Source organism: Dactylosporangium sp. CA-139066 (genome assembly GCF_050936175.1).
GTDB lineage: Bacteria > Actinomycetota > Actinomycetes > Mycobacteriales > Micromonosporaceae > Dactylosporangium.
In genome coordinates this window covers 242431-257731 of the sequence record NZ_JBNJNH010000002.1, presented here as the reverse complement: position 1 = coordinate 257731, position 15301 = coordinate 242431, and the positions used below count along the sequence as shown (strand labels likewise).

General features: G+C 72.3%; 12 protein-coding genes. 9 read left to right on the top strand and 3 right to left on the bottom strand.

The features are described from left to right. Positions 1-8 precede the first annotated feature (8 nt). Together ACQEVU_RS45705 and ACQEVU_RS45700 are read left to right on the top strand one after the other, a co-directional pair. Positions 9-1160 (top strand): hypothetical protein, encoded by a 1152-nt coding sequence (locus ACQEVU_RS45705; protein WP_433335854.1) that lies wholly within the window; start codon positions 9-11, stop codon positions 1158-1160. A gap of 439 nt (positions 1161-1599) precedes the next feature. Next, positions 1600-2703, top strand: coding sequence for a hypothetical protein (locus ACQEVU_RS45700; protein ID WP_433335852.1), 1104 nt, complete (start codon positions 1600-1602; stop codon positions 2701-2703). 3 nt (positions 2704-2706) lie between these two features. Here the strand turns inward: ACQEVU_RS45700 and gabT are convergent, their stop codons facing one another. After that, positions 2707-4044, bottom strand: a complete 1338-nt coding sequence (gabT, locus tag ACQEVU_RS45695) for a 4-aminobutyrate--2-oxoglutarate transaminase (protein ID WP_433335850.1) — start codon at positions 4042-4044, stop codon at positions 2707-2709. Continuing rightward, on the bottom strand, positions 4044-5474 hold the full coding sequence (locus tag ACQEVU_RS45690; protein WP_433335848.1) for a gamma-aminobutyraldehyde dehydrogenase: 1431 nt from the start codon (positions 5472-5474) through the stop codon (positions 4044-4046). The genes gabT and ACQEVU_RS45690 overlap by 1 nt, the downstream gene beginning before the upstream one ends. A 115-nt stretch (positions 5475-5589) precedes the next feature. Between ACQEVU_RS45690 and ACQEVU_RS45685 the strand changes: the two genes are divergently transcribed. Further along, a complete protein-coding gene (locus ACQEVU_RS45685; RefSeq protein WP_433335846.1) occupies positions 5590-7014 on the top strand; it encodes an aldehyde dehydrogenase family protein in 1425 nt (474 codons plus the stop codon). A gap of 73 nt (positions 7015-7087) precedes the next feature. On the opposite strand, the gene ACQEVU_RS45680 is transcribed toward ACQEVU_RS45685, so the two are convergent. Then, positions 7088-8062: a cation diffusion facilitator family transporter gene (locus ACQEVU_RS45680; protein WP_433335844.1), complete on the bottom strand. Its 975-nt coding sequence runs from the start codon at positions 8060-8062 to the stop codon at positions 7088-7090. A gap of 126 nt (positions 8063-8188) precedes the next feature. Between ACQEVU_RS45680 and ACQEVU_RS45675 the strand changes: the two genes are divergently transcribed. The 6 genes from ACQEVU_RS45675 (at position 8189) to ahcY (ending at position 15264) form a co-directional block, all read left to right on the top strand. Next, positions 8189-9562 carry a phosphomannomutase/phosphoglucomutase gene (locus ACQEVU_RS45675; protein WP_433335842.1) on the top strand — a complete coding sequence of 458 codons (1374 nt, stop codon included), beginning with the start codon at positions 8189-8191 and terminating at the stop codon, positions 9560-9562. 30 nt (positions 9563-9592) lie between these two features. Further along, positions 9593-9814, top strand: a complete 222-nt coding sequence (locus tag ACQEVU_RS45670) for a Trm112 family protein (RefSeq protein WP_433335840.1) — start codon at positions 9593-9595, stop codon at positions 9812-9814. Then, complete coding sequence (locus ACQEVU_RS45665; protein ID WP_433335838.1) at positions 9811-11016, top strand: SIS domain-containing protein; 1206 nt, start codon at positions 9811-9813, stop codon at positions 11014-11016. Before ACQEVU_RS45670 ends, ACQEVU_RS45665 begins: the two co-directional genes overlap by 4 nt. Then, the gene (locus ACQEVU_RS45660; RefSeq protein WP_433335836.1) at positions 11013-11975 is read left to right on the top strand and encodes a cation diffusion facilitator family transporter; all 963 of its coding nucleotides are present in this window, start codon (positions 11013-11015) and stop codon (positions 11973-11975) included. Before ACQEVU_RS45665 ends, ACQEVU_RS45660 begins: the two co-directional genes overlap by 4 nt. 2 nt (positions 11976-11977) lie before the next feature. Further along, on the top strand, positions 11978-13123 hold the full coding sequence (gene manA, locus ACQEVU_RS45655) for a mannose-6-phosphate isomerase, class I (protein WP_433335834.1): 1146 nt from the start codon (positions 11978-11980) through the stop codon (positions 13121-13123). A gap of 674 nt (positions 13124-13797) precedes the next feature. Beyond that, positions 13798-15264, top strand: a complete 1467-nt coding sequence (ahcY, locus tag ACQEVU_RS45650; protein WP_433335832.1) for an adenosylhomocysteinase — start codon at positions 13798-13800, stop codon at positions 15262-15264. Positions 15265-15301: the final 37 nt, after the last annotated feature.

Genomic DNA, 15301 nt, shown 5'->3' with positions numbered 1-15301 from the left:
AGGTCGACATGAACCCGTTCGACGAGGAAGACGCCGGCGACGAGCTGCGCTCGCTGATGCTGGCGGTCGACGTACCGCCCCCCGGCGCCGACGTGCAACGCGCCATCACGACCGGCCGGCGGGCCCGGGTGCGCACCGCCGTCACGGGCGGGGCCACCGCGCTGGTCGTGCTCGCCGCGGTCGGCACGTTCGTCGCCTTCGGCCCGATGCGGGCCGGCCCGTCCGGCTCGGCGGCCCCGGCCGCCCCGCCCGCGCCCCGGCTCGCCTGCGCGCCGGCCGAGCTGCCGAAGCCGGCCGGCAGCGCCGACGGCACGGTCACGTCCATGGACCCGTCCGGCCGGATCGTGGGCGGCTATGTCAACGAACGGCAGCCGACGCCGGTCGTCTGGCGCGACGGCCGGCCCGAGGTGGTGCCGGGCGTCACCGGGGAGGTGACCGGCGTGACGAGCGACGGCACTGTCATCGGGTTCGAGCTGGTCGACGGGCACAACACGATCGGCTGGATCGTGCGCAACGGCCACGCGAGCAACCTGGCCCTCCCGGCCGGCTATCAGTACGCCTCCCCGATTGCCGTCAACGAGCACGGCGCCGTCGTCGGCGGGGTGGGCACCGCCGAGCCCAACAGCAGCGTGCCGGCGATCTGGTCGGCCGACGGCACGGTCCATCTGCTCACGGTCCCGGCCGGGGTCGGCGACCGGGATCTGTCCTCCGCCGCGGGAGACATCGGCGACGACGGCACCGTGGTCGGCGATGTGCACGGCCAGGCGATCGCGTGGGCGCCGGACGGCACGCCGACCGTGCTGCCCCGGCTGCCCAACGCCGCCAACGGCGATGCGATGGGGATCGCCGGCCATTACGTCTACGGCTCGTCCGGCCACGACGCGGTCCGCTGGGACCTGCAATCCGGCCGGGTCGTGCGGATACCGACGCAGGTTGATTCCGGCGCCCGGGCCGGCACGGCGAGCGGCGACGCCCTCATCAACGGCTTCGGCGTCGGCCGGACCCTCCTGCAGCCCGCGGACGGCCACGCCGTCCAGCTCCTGGGGCCCAGCGGCGGCGAGCTGACCGGCGCGGTCGCGATCAGCGCCGACGGCTCGACGGTCGCCGGCACCTTCGTGGTCGGCGACGTCAACCACCCGGTCGTCTGGCACTGCGGCTGAGTGGGGCGGCCGGTCCCCGGGCGCGAGTGCCCCGCCCGGGGGCCGGAGCCGGTCCCCGGGCGCGAGTGCCCCAGCCAGGGCCCTGGGACCGGTTCGCCCGGAGGGCGTGCGCTTCCTGATCCGGTTGACCAGCTCGTCGCCGTACAGCGGACCCGCGTCACGGGTGGACGCCAAGGCTGTCAATAACGGGCCGGCCTCAGTGTGGGGTGCGGGACAGCGCGATAGTGATCAACTTGCTTATCGTGGCGGCATGACGTCCGCGCCCACCGCTCCCGAGCCGGCAGACGAGACCGCTCCGGAGACCGCTCCGGAGACCGCTCCGGAAGGTGCGGTGGACGCTGCCCCGGACGCCGCTCCGGAAGTTGCACCGGAGGCCGCTCCGGCTGTTGCTGTGGACGCTGCTCCGGATGTTGCGGCGGAGGGTGCTCCGGAGGTTGCGGTGGACGCAGTCCCGGACGCCGCTTCGGATGTTGCGGCGGAGGCCGCCGCGGAGCTGGAGAGTGTTCCGGAGGTCGTTCGGCCGCCGAAGCGGCGCCGCCTGCTCGTCGGGGCCGCGGCGCTCGTCGTCGTGCTCCTCGCGGCCGGCGGCGTGGTGGCGTGGCGGGTGCTCAACCCCGATCCCCGTGACGTGGCCAAGGACTACTTCGCGCGCCTGGCCGCCGGGGACGCGACCGGGGCCATGCGGGCCATCGACAAGGCCTCGATCGGCGCCGACCTGCCGACCGCGAGCCCGCTGCTGAGCGACGCCGCGCTGCGGGACCCGGCCGTGCGGCCGCAGGGGATGACGATCACCCGCGTCGCCCGGGCCGGGGACACGGCGACGATGACGGTGCAATACCAGGCGGGCGGTTCGACGGTCACCCAGACGCTCAAGGCCCAGCGGCAGGGCCGGGCCTTCCTGCTGGAGTCCCCGCTCGTGAAGCTCGCCTTCGCCAACGTCGCGGACAAGGCCAAGGTCACCGTGAACGGCATCGCGGTCGACCCGGCCAAGGGCGGGCCGGCGTTCCCAGGTGCCTACGCGGTCACCGTGGACGGCAATGCGCTGTTCGTGAGCCGCTCCGCCGCCGCGGTGCCGTCGGCGGACGCCGCCACGACAATCGTTCAGCTGCCGGCGCCGAGCCTGTCGACGGAGGGCAAGACCAAGGTCGACGCGGCGATCGCGGCCGCGCTGGAGCAGTGCGCCGCGAAGAACTTCGTGCCGGACCCGTCCTGCCCGTCCGGCGCCGGCGTCTTCCAGGCGATCAAGCCCGGTGAGATCAACCCCGACGACCTCCTGAACGCCCCGGTGATCGAGACGACCGGCCCGGTCGAGAAGCTGCTCTACGTCAGGATTGTCACGACGGTCACCAAGCAGCCGGCCTGCACATACACGCCCAGTGGCGAATCCGCGGCGTTCGTCTGCGCTGACGGCGTCGTCCGCGTGGAGATGGTGCTGACGACCACTGACGGAAAGTCCGTCAGTGGTCATGACAGCGACGCGCCCCTGAAGGCGACGGGCACGGCGGCCCTCGACGGCGGCGAGATCAAGCTCAAGTTCGAATGAGTCTCAGAGGGCGGACTCCAGCAGGTCCAGGGCGCGGTCGAGCGTGGCGTCGTCCATGACGAGCGGCGGCAGGAAGCGGATCACGTTGCCGTAGGTGCCGCAGGTGAGCAGCAGCAGGCCGGCCTCGTGGGCGCGGCGCTGGATCTCCGCGGTCTTCGCCGGGTCGGGGGTGGCGCCGAGCGGCGCGCCCCGGCCGTAGCCGCGCTCGGCCGTGACAGCGCCCGGTGCGGCCGACTCGGGCACCACGATCTCGACGGCCAGCATCGCGCCGCGGCCGCGGACGTCGCCGATGAACGGGTGCCGCCGCTGGAGTTCCCGCAGGCGCGGCAGGACCTTCGACTCGATCCGGCGGGCCGCGGCGGCCAGGTCCAGCTCCCGCATCGTCTCGATCGAGGCCAGGGCGGCCGCGCAGGCGATCGGGTTGCCGCCGTAGGTGCCGCCCAGGCCGCCGACGTGCACGGCGTCCATGACCTCGGCGCGGCCGGTCACCGCGGCCAGCGGCAGGCCGCCGGCGATGCCCTTCGCGGTGGTGACGATGTCCGGCTCGACGCCCTCGTGGGTCGAGGCGAACCACTCGCCGGTGCGGCAGAAGCCGGTCTGGATCTCGTCGGCCACGAACAGCGCGCCGTTGGCCTTCGCCCAGGCGGCCAGGGAGGGCAGGAACCCGGGCGCCGGTACCACGAACCCGCCCTCGCCCTGGATCGGCTCGATGAGCACGGCGGCGACCTGGTCGGCCCCCACCTGCTTCTCGATCGTGCTGATCGCGAGCGCGGCGGCGTCGGGCCCGGCCAGCCCGTCGCGGAACGGGTAGGACATGGGCACGCGGTAGATCTCGCCGGCGAACGGGCCGAAGCCGTGCTTGTACGGCATGTCCTTCGCCGTCAGCGCCATCGTGAGGTTGGTGCGGCCGTGGTACGCGTGGTCGAACACCACGACGGACCGCCGGCCCGTGGCCCGCCGCGCGATCTTGACCGCGTTCTCGACCGCCTCGGCCCCGGAGTTGAACAGGGCCGAGCGCTTCTCGAACGCGCCCGGGGTGAGCGCGTTGAGCTGCTCGCAGACCGCCACGTAGCTCTCGTACGGCGCGATCATGAAGCACGTGTGGGTGAACCGCTCGGCCTGCGCCTTGACGGCCGCCACGACCCGCGGGTTGGCGTTGCCCACGTTGGTGACGGCGATGCCGGACGCGAAGTCGACCCACTCCCGGCCGTCCACGTCGGACATGGTGCCGCCGGAGGCGTGGTCGACGTACGACTGGATCATGCTGCTGACGCCGCGGGCGACGGCGGCGGTGCGCCGCTTGTGGATGTCCGCGGACGTCTGTGGATGCGGGTCCGTCATCAGAGCTCGATGTTGTGCATGACGTGCTTGATCCGGGTGTAGTCCTCGAGGCCGTACACCGAGAGGTCCTTGCCGTAGCCGGACTGCTTAAACCCGCCGTGCGGCATCTCGGCGACGATCGGGATGTGCGCGTTGACCCAGACGCAGCCGAAGTCCAGGCGGCGGGTCATGCGCATCGCGCGGCCGTGGTCGCGGGTCCACACCGAGGACGACAGCCCGTACTCCACGCCGTTGGCCCAGCGCACCGCCTCGTCCTCGTCGGTGAAGCGCTGCACCGTGATCACCGGGCCGAAGACCTCGTCCTGGATGATCTCGTCGTCCTGGCGCAGGCCGGACACGACGGTCGGGGAGTAGAAGTAGCCGCGCTCGCCGACCCGGGCCCCGCCCGCGTCGAGCCTGGCGTGGTCGGGCAGCCGGTCGATGAAGCCGCCGACCCGGGCCAGCTGGTTGGCGTTGTTCAGCGGGCCGTAGAGCACGTCCTCGTCGTCGGGGGCGCCGGTCTTCGTCCCGGCCGCCTGCTCGGCCAGCGCGGCGACGAAGTCGTCGTAGATGCCGGGGCCGGCGAGCACCCGGGTGGCCGCGGTGCAGTCCTGGCCGGCGTTGAAGTAGCCGGCGACGGCGATCGCCTCGGCCGCGGCGGCCAGGTCGGCGTCGTCGAAGACCACGACCGGGGCCTTGCCGCCCAGCTCCAGGTGGGTGCGCTTGAGCGACGGCGCGGCCGCGGCGGCGACCTCGCGGCCGGCCCGCACCGAGCCGGTGATCGACACGAACTGCGGCGTCGGGTGCGCGACCAGGGCGCGGCCGGTCTCCCGGTCGCCGGTGACGACGTTGAGCACGCCCGGCGGGAGGAACTCGGCGGCGATCTCGGCCAGCAGCAGCGTGGAGACCGGCGTGGTGTCGGAGGGCTTGAGCACGACGGTGTTGCCCGCGGCGAGCGCCGGCGCGATCTTCCACACCGCCATCATCAGCGGGTAGTTCCAGGGCGTGACCTGCGCGCAGACGCCGATCGGCTCGCGCCGCACATAGCTGGTGTGGCCCTTCATGTACTCCCCGGCCGAGCGGCCCTCGAGCAGCCGGGCGGCGCCGGCGAAGAACCGGATCTGGTCCACCGACGGCGGGAGCTCCTCGCTCGCCGTCATCCCGCGCGGCTTGCCGGTGTTGCGGACCTCGGCGTCGATGATCTCGCCGGCCCGGTCCTCCATGGCGTCGGCGAGCTTGAGCAGGGCCTTCTGCCGCTCCGACGGCGTCGTGTCGCGCCAGGTCTCGAACGCCTTGGCCGCGGCCTGCATGGCCCGGTCGACGTCGGCGGCGCCGGACACGGGCGCCGAGGCGAACACCTCGCCGGTCGCGGGGTCGATGAGGTCGGAATAGCGGCCGTCGGCGGGGTCGGTGTGCGCGCCGTCGATGAAGTTCTGCAACTGCTTCGTCATGTCCACTCCCTTGAGTGTTAGCAGGCCCATCCTTCCATCGAATCCGCGGTACACAACCCCCTGGGCAACTGTTTCCGCGCTGTGAACCGGCTCGAGCAGGGGTTAGGGTTGCGTTGTGACCCCGTTCTTCATCGCCGGGCGCCCGGCCAGCAGCGACGACGCCGTCGAGATCCGCCATCCGTTCGACGGGCGAATCGTGGGTACCACCTCGAATGCCACTCCCGAGCAGGTGGAGGCGGCCGTCGCCGCCGCGGCCGCGGTCGCCCGCGAGGCCGCCGCGCTGCCGGCGAGCGCCCGGGCGGCCGCCCTCGACCACGTAAGCGCCCGCCTGAAGGAGCGCGCCGACGAGGTCGCGCGGCTCATCACCGCCGAGAACGGCAAGCCGATGAAGTGGTCGCGGGGCGAGGTCGCCCGCGCCGTGTCGACGTTCCGCTGGGCGGCCGAGGAGGCCCGCCGCTTCTCCGGCGCGGTGCAGCGCCTCGACACCGACCCGGCCGCCACCGGCCGCATCGCGCTGGTCAAGCGGGTGCCCCGGGGGCCGGTGCTGGGCATCGCGCCGTTCAACTTCCCGCTCAACCTCGTCGCGCACAAGGTCGCCCCGGCGATCGCCGTCGGCGCGCCGATCGTGCTCAAGCCGGCCCCGGCGACCCCGCTCAGTGCGCTGCTGCTCGGCGAGATCCTCGCCGAGACCGACCTGCCCGAGGGCATGTGGTCGGTCGTGCCGCTGCCCAACGACCGCGCGCCCGGCCTGGTCGCCGACCCGCGGCTGCCGGTCGTGTCGTTCACCGGCTCCGGTCCGGTCGGCTGGCAGATCCGCGACGCCGTGCCGCGCAAGCACGTGACGCTGGAACTCGGGGGCAACGCCGCCGTGGTGGTGTGCGAGGACTGGGACGACCTGGAGTGGGCGGCCGGCCGCATCGCCACGTTCTCCAACTACCAGGCCGGGCAGAGCTGCATCGCGGTTCAGCGGGTGTACGTCCACGACCGCCACTTCGACGCCCTGGCCGACCGCCTCGTCGCCGCCGTCGAGGCCCAGCGCACGGGCGACCCCGGCGACGAGGCGACCGACGTCGGCCCGCTCATCAGCGAGGACGCCGCCCGGCGGGTCGAGGCGTGGGTCGGCGAGGCGGTCTCGGCCGGCGCCAAGCTGCTCACCGGCGGCGCGCGCGACGGCTCCGCCTACGCGCCGACCGTGCTCGCCGACGTGCCGGCGGACGCGAAGGTCGTCGCCGAGGAGGTCTTCGGGCCCGTGCTCGTGCTCGCCCGCATCGGCTCCGACGAGGAGGGGTTCGCGGCCGTCAACGCGTCGCAGTACGGGCTGCAGGCCGGCGTCTTCACCCGCCGCCTCGACCGGGCCTTCGAGGCGCACCGCGTGCTGGACGTCGGCGGGGTGGTCGTCGGCGACGTGCCCAGCTACCGGGCCGACCAGATGCCGTACGGCGGGGCCAAGGCCAGCGGCGTCGGGCGCGAGGGCCTGGCCAGCGCGATGGCCGACTACACCGAGGAGCGCGTGATGGTGCTGACCGGCCTGGTGCTGTAGTTTGCCGCGGCTATCGGCGGACGGTGAGGCCCGGGAGTCACGGGCCTCAACCACGGCGGACGTCGCGGTAGCTCTATTCCCAGGCCTCGCGGGATGACGACGACCCCGGCGGCCGCTCGGCCGACTCGAACAGCTTGGCGTCGAAGACGTCGGGCTCCAGGAAGATGAAGCACTCGTACGGCAGCTCGTCGCGCACCAGCTTCTCAGCCCGGTTGATCGCCGCGGCCACGTGGGCCATCGTCTCGTTGCCCTTGACCGCCACCTTGGCCGCGATCAGCAGCTGGTCGGGGCCGAGGTGCATGGTGCGCAGGTGGATCATCCGCTCGACCAGCGGCTCCCGCTCGATGGCGGCCTCGATCGCCAGCAGCGTGCGGTTGTCGGCCGACTCGCCGATCAGCAGGCTGCGCATCCGCTGCGACAGCGTGGCCGAGATGACGACCAGCAGCGCGCCGATGGCCAGGGTGCCGGCGGCGTCCCAGCGCCCGTCCCCGGTGATCACGGCCAGGGTGATCCCGGCGAGGGCGAAGGTGAGGCCGGTCAGCGCGCCGAAGTCCTCGGCCAGCACGACGGGCAGCTCGGGGGAGCGGGTGGTGCGGATGAAGCGCAGCCAGGGCACGCCGCGGCGGGACGGCTGGGCCTCGTGCACGGCGGTGCGCAGCGAGAACGACTCCAGCACGACCGAGATGCCCAGCACGGCGAACGCCCAGATCGGGTCCTCGACCGGGCTCGGGTCGCGCAGCTTCTGGTAGCCCTCGTACAGCGCGAACACGCCGCCGACGAGGAAGATCACGAGGGTGACGAGGAAGCCGTAGAAGTACCGGAAGCGGGCGTACCCGAACGGGTGCAGCTGGCTCGCCCGCTGCTGCGCGCGGCGCCCGCCGATGAGCAGCAGGACCTGGTTGGCGGTGTCGGCCACCGAGTGCACGGCCTCGGCGAGCAGGGCGGACGACCCGGTGAAGAGGAACGCGACGAACTTGCTCAACGCGATGCCGAGGTTGGCACTGAGTGCCGCGACGATCGCCCGCAGGGAGTTACCTTCCTCGGCCATGCCTCATCCTGTACCACAAAGGCTTCTCACTTCTCACATCATCAAGTCGGGACTGACACGTGTACGGAGTGCAACCGCACTAGGCTCCGTCGTAGGAACAGCGACCACGACTAGGGGTGCGAGACTGTGATCGACCTGAGCCGGATCGTCAAGGCCTACGACGTGCGGGGCACGGTGCCAGACCAGCTCAACGAGCCGGTGGCGGAGGCGCTCGGACGCGCCTTCGTCCAGACGCTGCGCTCGCGCGGGGAGTTCGCCGACAAGATCGTCACGGCGCACGACATGCGGGCCTCGGGCCCGGCGCTCGCCGCCGCGTTCGCCGCCGGCGCGCGCGCCGAGGGCGCCGACATCCTGGAGGCGGGCCTGGGCTCCACCGACCTGCTCTACTACGCCTCCGGCGCGCTCGACCTGCCCGGCGCGATGTTCACCGCCAGCCACAACCCGGCGCAGTACAACGGGATCAAGCTCTGCAAGCGGGGCGCCAAGCCCGTCGGGCAGGACAGCGGCCTCTCCGAGATCCGCGAGCGGGCGCAGGCGATCCTCGACAGCGGCGCGCCGCGGGTGACCGAGGCGGACCTGCGGGGCGGCCTGGAGCAGTACAGCCTGCTGGAGCGCTACGCGACCCACCTGCTCAAGCTCGTCGACCTGTCGGACATCCGGCCGCTGACCGTGGTCGTCGACGCCGGCAACGGCATGGGCGGCTATACGGTCCCGGCGGTGCTCGGCTCGGGGCTGCCGCTGACAATCATCCCGCTGTACTTCGAGCTCGACGGGACGTTCCCGAACCACGAGGCCAACCCGCTCGAGCCGGCCAACCTCGTCGACCTGCAGGCCAAGGTCCGCGAGACCGGCGCCGACCTCGGACTCGCCTTCGACGGCGACGCCGACCGCTGCTTCGTCATCGACGAGCGCGGCGAGGCCGTGTCGCCCTCTGTGATCACCGCCATGGTCGCCGTGCGCGAGCTGGCCAAGGAGCCCGGCGCCACGATCATCCACAACCTCATCACCTCGCACGTGGTACCCGAGATCGTCCGGGAGCACGGCGGTGTCCCGGTGCGGACCCGGGTCGGGCACTCGTTCATCAAGGGCGAGATGGCCACCACGGGCGCGATCTTCGGCGGCGAGCACTCCGCGCACTACTACTTCCGCGACTTCTGGGGCGCCGACACCGGCATGCTCGCCGCGCTGCACACGCTCGCGCTGCTCGGCAGCCAGGCCGCGCCCCTGTCGGCGCTGGCGAAGGACTACGAGCGCTACACGGCCTCGGGCGAGATCAACTCGACGGTCGCCGACCAGGCGGCGAAGATGGCCGAGATCGAGCGGACGTTCGACGTGCCGGTCGACCGCCTCGACGGGATCACCCTCAGCTTCCCCGACGGCAGCTGGGCCAACGTCCGGCCGTCCAACACCGAGCCGCTCCTGCGGCTTAACGTTGAGGCGCCGACCGCGGATCGGATGGCCGCGTTGCGCGATGAGATGCTGGCCGTCATCCGCAGCTGACGAACAGGCCCCATAAAGGAGTTGGAACGCGTGTCCGTGGACCCCGCCCTGCTTTCGATCCTGCGCTGCCCGGACGAACATCACGCCGAGCTGACCTTCGACGCGGAGGCGCAGACGCTGACCTGCACCGAATGCGGGCGGATCTTCGAGATCCGCGACGGCATCCCGGTGCTGCTGCTCGACGAGGCCGTTTCGTCTGAGGCCGCCCCGGGCACCTCTTCGGACACCGCCGACGAGGAGGGGGAGCAGTGAACCCGCTTGAGGGAACCGCGGGGGTCCGCGGACATCGCGAGGTCGACCTGGCGCTGCTCGACAACGCCGAGGCGCTGGAGCGCAACGACCCGGGCGGCATGCTGCGCGCCACGGCGTCGGCCGGCGCCCAGGTGCGGGAGGCGGCCAGCCTGGCCGCCGAGACCGACCTGAGCGCGCTGGCCGACGAGGGCCGGCCCCGCGCGGTCGTCATCGCCGGCGTCGGCACCGCCGCGCGCACGGGTGACATCCTGGAGACCGTGGCCGGGCCCCGCTGCCCGGTGCCGGTCCTGGCCCACCGCAGCGCCGGCATCCCCGGCTGGGTCGGCGCCGCCGACGTGGTCATCGCCGTCTCGGCGTCCGGCCGCTCCCCGGAGGCGCTCGCCGCCGCGGAGGCCGCCGGCCGCCGCGGCGCCCGGCTCGTCGCGATCGGCGCGCCGGACACTCAGCTGCACGCCCTCGCCGACCGCTTCCGCGCGCCGTTCATCCCGGTGCCGCGGCGCGCGCCGGCCCGGGCCAGCCTCTGGGGCCTGGCCGTGCCGGTGCTGCTGGCCGGCCGCCAGCTCGGCCTGGTCAAGGTCAACGAGGCGGACTTCGCCGAGACCGCGTCGCGGCTGGACGCCGACGCCGAGCGCTGCCGCACGGCGCTCGAGTCGTTCGTCAACCCCGGCAAGAGCCTCGCGCTGGACCTCGCCCACTCGGTGCCGATCGTCTGGGGCTCCTCGCCCCTGGCCACCGTCGCCGCCCGCCGCTTCGGCGACACGCTGTCGGCCAACGCCCGCTACCCCGCGGTCGTGGGCGCGCTCGGCGAGGCCGGCCGCGGGCGGGTCGGCCTGCTCGACGGCGTCTACGGCGGCCTCGCCGAGGCCGATCGGGACATCTTCGCCGACCCCGAGGACAGCGACAGCTCAGCGACCCGCCTGCGCCTGGTGCTGCTGCGCGACGGCGGCCTGACCAGCGACGACGAGGAGGGCGACGAGCCGGTCGCGGTCGAGGAGCGCCGCGCCGAGGCCGTGCAGGAGCTGGCCGAGCGCCGCGGCGTGCGGGTGAGCCTCATCACCGCGGAGGGTGGCTCCGCTCTGGAACGATTGGCTTCGCTCGTCGCCGTGCCGGACTTCGCCTCGATCTACCTGGGCCTCGCGCACGGCTTCGACCCCATGGCCGTTCCGGCGGTGTCCGAGATGAAGGAGCTGGTCAGTCCGTGAGCACTGAAGGTGGGACGAAGGCGATCTTGGCGGCGCTGGCCGCCAACCTCGGCATCGCCGTCACCAAGTTCGTCGCGTTCGTGCTGACCGGCTCGTCCTCGATGCTTGCCGAAGCGATCCACTCGGTCGCCGACTCCGGCAACCAGGGCCTGCTGCTGCTCGGCGGCAAGCAGTCCCAGAGGCGCGCCACCGCCCGGCACCCCTTCGGCTACGGCCGGGAGCGCTACATCTACGCGTTCATCGTCGCCGTCGTGCTCTTCTTCGTCGGCGGCGTCTTCGCCATCTACGAGGCCTGGCACAAGATCAGCCACCCCGAGCCGATCCACTCCTGGCAGTGGGTCCCGGTCGCGGTGCTGGTCGCGGCGATCATCATGGAGGGCCTGTCCTTCCGCACCGCGATCGGCGAGACCCGCAAGATCAAGGGCAAGGCGACCTGGGTCCAGTTCATCCGCCGGGCCAAGGAGCCGGAGCTGCCGGTCATCCTGCTCGAGGACTTCGCCGCGCTGATCGGCCTCGTGCTGGCCCTCTTCGGCGTCGGCATGACCCTCCTCACCGGCAACGGCGTCTGGGACGGCATCGGCACGGCGGCCATCGGCGCGCTGCTCATCGCCGTGGCCGGCGTGCTGGCCGTGGAGATGAAGAGCCTCCTGGTCGGCGAGTCGGCCACCCCGGAGCAGGTCGAGGCGATCGAGAAGGCGATCACCGACGGCCCCGAGGTCGAGTGCGTGATCCACATGCGCACCGTGCACCTCGGCCCCGACGAGCTGCTGGTCGCGGCCAAGATCGCGGTCCGGCACAACGAGACCGCCGACGAGATCGCGCGCGGCATCGACGCCGCCGAGGCCCGCATCCGCGCCGCGGTCCCGATCGCCCGCGTGATCTACCTCGAGCCGGACATCTACCAGGCGAGCAAGGCCGCCGAGTCCGGCGCCGCGGTCGCGACGACGGAGGCGCACTGACCGTGGAACTGCTCGACAGCCCCATCCGCAAGTACGCGTGGGGTTCGCGCACCGCGATCGCCACGCTGCAGGGGCGGCCCACCCCGACCGAGGAGCCCGAGGCCGAGCTGTGGATGGGCGCCCACCCGGCCAGCCCGTCCCGCCTCGCCGTCAGCGGCACGTCGCTGGTCGACGCCATCGCCGCCGACCCGCCGAAGATGCTCGGCGCGGCCAACGTCGAGCGCTTCGGCGCCCGGCTGCCGTTCCTGCTCAAGGTGCTCGCCGCCGCCCAGCCGCTCTCCCTGCAGGCCCACCCGACGCTGGAGCGGGCCCGCGCTGCGCACGCGGCGGGCCACCCCTCCTACGTCGACGCCTGGCACAAGCCGGAGATGCTGGTCGCGCTGACGGACTTCGACGCCCTGTGCGGCTTCCGCGACCCGGCCGAGGCCGCGCGCGACCTGGCCGCCCTGGGCGTGGCCCGGCTCAAGCCGACGATCGACGCCCTGTCCCGCTCCGACGTCGCCGCCGCGCTGCACGACGCGGTCGGCGGCCTGCTGTCCACGCCCGACCAGGAGCTGGTCGCCGACGTGGTGGCGGCCTGCCGCCCGCGCGCGGCCGAGCAGCCGGCCTACGGGCTCGTCGTCTCCCTCGCCGAGCAGTACGCGGGCGACACCGGCGTCATCGTCGCCACGCTGCTCAACCGGGTGCGCCTGCGCCCGGCCGAGGCCGTCTGGATGCCGGCCGGCAACCTGCACGCCTACCTGCGCGGCGTCGGGGTCGAGATCATGGCCGCCTCCGACAACGTCCTGCGCGGCGGCCTGACCCCGAAGCGCGTCGACGTCGAGGAGCTCCTGCGGGTGCTGCGCTTCGAGGTGCTCGACGACCCGGTCACGCGGCCGATCGAGCTGAGCCCGGCCCTGTCGTCGTACCCGGTGCCGGTGCCCGACTTCGCCCTGCACCGCGCGGTCCTCGACGAGACGACCCCGGCGGTGCGCCTGCCCGGCAACGGCCCGCGGATCGTGCTGTGCACGCGCGGCTCGATCCGGGTCGACGACGGTGTCGTGCCCGTCACGCTGGCCCAGGGGCAGGCCGCGTTCGCGCCGGCGGCGCGGCCGCAGCTGTCGGTGAGCGGCTCGGGCGAGGCGTTCCAGGCGGCGACGCCGGAGTAGCTCGGGGAGCCTTTTGCGTCCAGGCGCGCGATCCTTCGGGGCCGCGCGCCTTAGCGTTTCGCTCGCCCCGCCCGGCGGCCTTGCATTTGCGGCGCGGTGCGTTGCCGCGCGCCGCGGCTTGCGTCTTCCGTCTCGCCCTTCGGCCGGTGCGTTGCCGGCCGGCTCGGGCGGGGCGTTGCGGCTTGTCATCGTGCGGCGCGGTGCGTTGCTACGTGCGCTGAGGCTTGCGTCTCCGGTCTCGCGCTTTCGGCCGCTGCGTTGGTGGCGGCCGGCTCGTGCAGGGCGTTGCGGCTTGCCGTTGTGTCGCTGCGGGTACCGAATCTCGCGTTCCTGCCCCAACACCGCGCGACCGATTTATCGCCTGACGACGTATAAATCCGACAAGTCGCGGCGCGGAGCGCCCGACTTGTCGTGACTTGCGCTAGCCAAGCAAGGGAGCGTGTCCGACTTAAGAGGATTTACTTGACATCTGAGTTGCGGACGGTAGTCTTTCAGTTACGCAGGGTTTGAGACCGGGTCCGAGCCTTATGCGGGGGAACCAAACCGGGGGGAAGCACGGGGCGGTGGGAGTAATCTCACCGCCCCGTGCGCTGTCCAAGGGTCGATTGGAGTGCCGCTCCCGTGCCGCGTAACGTGAAGGGTCGCCGTTCGCCTATGCAGACCAGGAGATCGCATTGACCAGCACGCCGCCGCCGAAGACCGTCGCCGATGGTGACTTCAAGGTGGCCGATCTGTCCCTCGCCGCCTTCGGGCGCAAGGAGATCCAGCTCGCCGAGCACGAGATGCCGGGCCTGATGGCCATCCGGCGCGAGTTCGCGGCCACGCAGCCCCTCAAGGGCGCGCGGATCACGGGTTCGCTGCACATGACGATCCAGACCGCGGTCCTCATCGAGACGCTCGTCGCGCTCGGCGCGCAGGTTCGCTGGGCCAGCTGCAACATCTTCTCGACCCAGGACCACGCCGCCGCGGCCATCGCCGTCGGGCCGGAGGGCACCCCGGAGAAGCCGTCGGGCGTCCCGGTGTACGCCTGGAAGGGCGAGACCCTCGAAGAGTACTGGTGGTGCACCGAGCAGGTGCTCGTGTGGCCCGACGGCCAGGGCCCCAACATGATCCTTGACGACGGCGGCGACGCCACCCTGCTGGTGCACAAGGGCGCAGAGTTCGAGGGCGCCGGCGCGGTCCCGTCGCCGGACACCGCCGACTCGGAGGAGTACGCGGTCATCCTCGGGCTGCTGCAGCGCTCCATCGGCGAGGACAACCGCCGCTGGACCCGCATCGCGGCCGGCATCAAGGGCGTCACCGAGGAGACCACCACCGGCGTGCACCGGCTGTACGAGATGCAGCAGAACGGCACGCTGCTCTTCCCGGCGATCAACGTCAACGACTCGGTCACCAAGTCGAAGTTCGACAACAAGTACGGCTGCCGCCACTCGCTGATCGACGGCATCAACCGCGCCACCGACGTGCTCATCGGCGGCAAGGTCGCCGTGGTCTTCGGCTACGGCGACGTCGGCAAGGGCTGCGCCGAGTCGCTGCGCGGCCAGGGCGCCCGGGTCATCGTGACCGAGGTCGACCCGATCTGCGCGCTGCAGGCCGCCATGGACGGCTACCAGGTCGCCACCATCGAGGACGTCGTCGAGACCGCCGACATCTTCATCACCGCGACCGGCTGCCTCGACGTCATCACCGCCGAGCACATGGGCCGGATGAAGCACCAGGCGATCGTGGGCAACATCGGCCACTTCGACAACGAGATCGACATGGCCGGCCTGGCCCGCCGCTCGGACGTGACGCGGATCAACATCAAGCCGCAGGTCGACGAGTGGAAGTTCGACGACGGCCACTCGATCATCGTGCTGTCCGAGGGGCGCCTGCTCAACCTGGGCAACGCGACCGGCCACCCGTCGTTCGTGATGTCCAACAGCTTCGCGAACCAGTCGATCGCCCAGATCGAGCTGTTCACGAAGACCGACGAGTACCCGATCGGCGTGTACACGCTGCCCAAGCACCTCGACGAGAAGGTCGCCCGGCTGCACTTGGACGCCCTCGGCGTCAAGCTCACCGAGCTGACCAAGAAGCAGGCCGAGTACCTCGGCATCCCGGTCGAGGGCCCCTACAAGGCGGACCACTACCGGTACTGACGCAGTCGCGTTCTGACGCGTTCGCACAAGGGCCCCG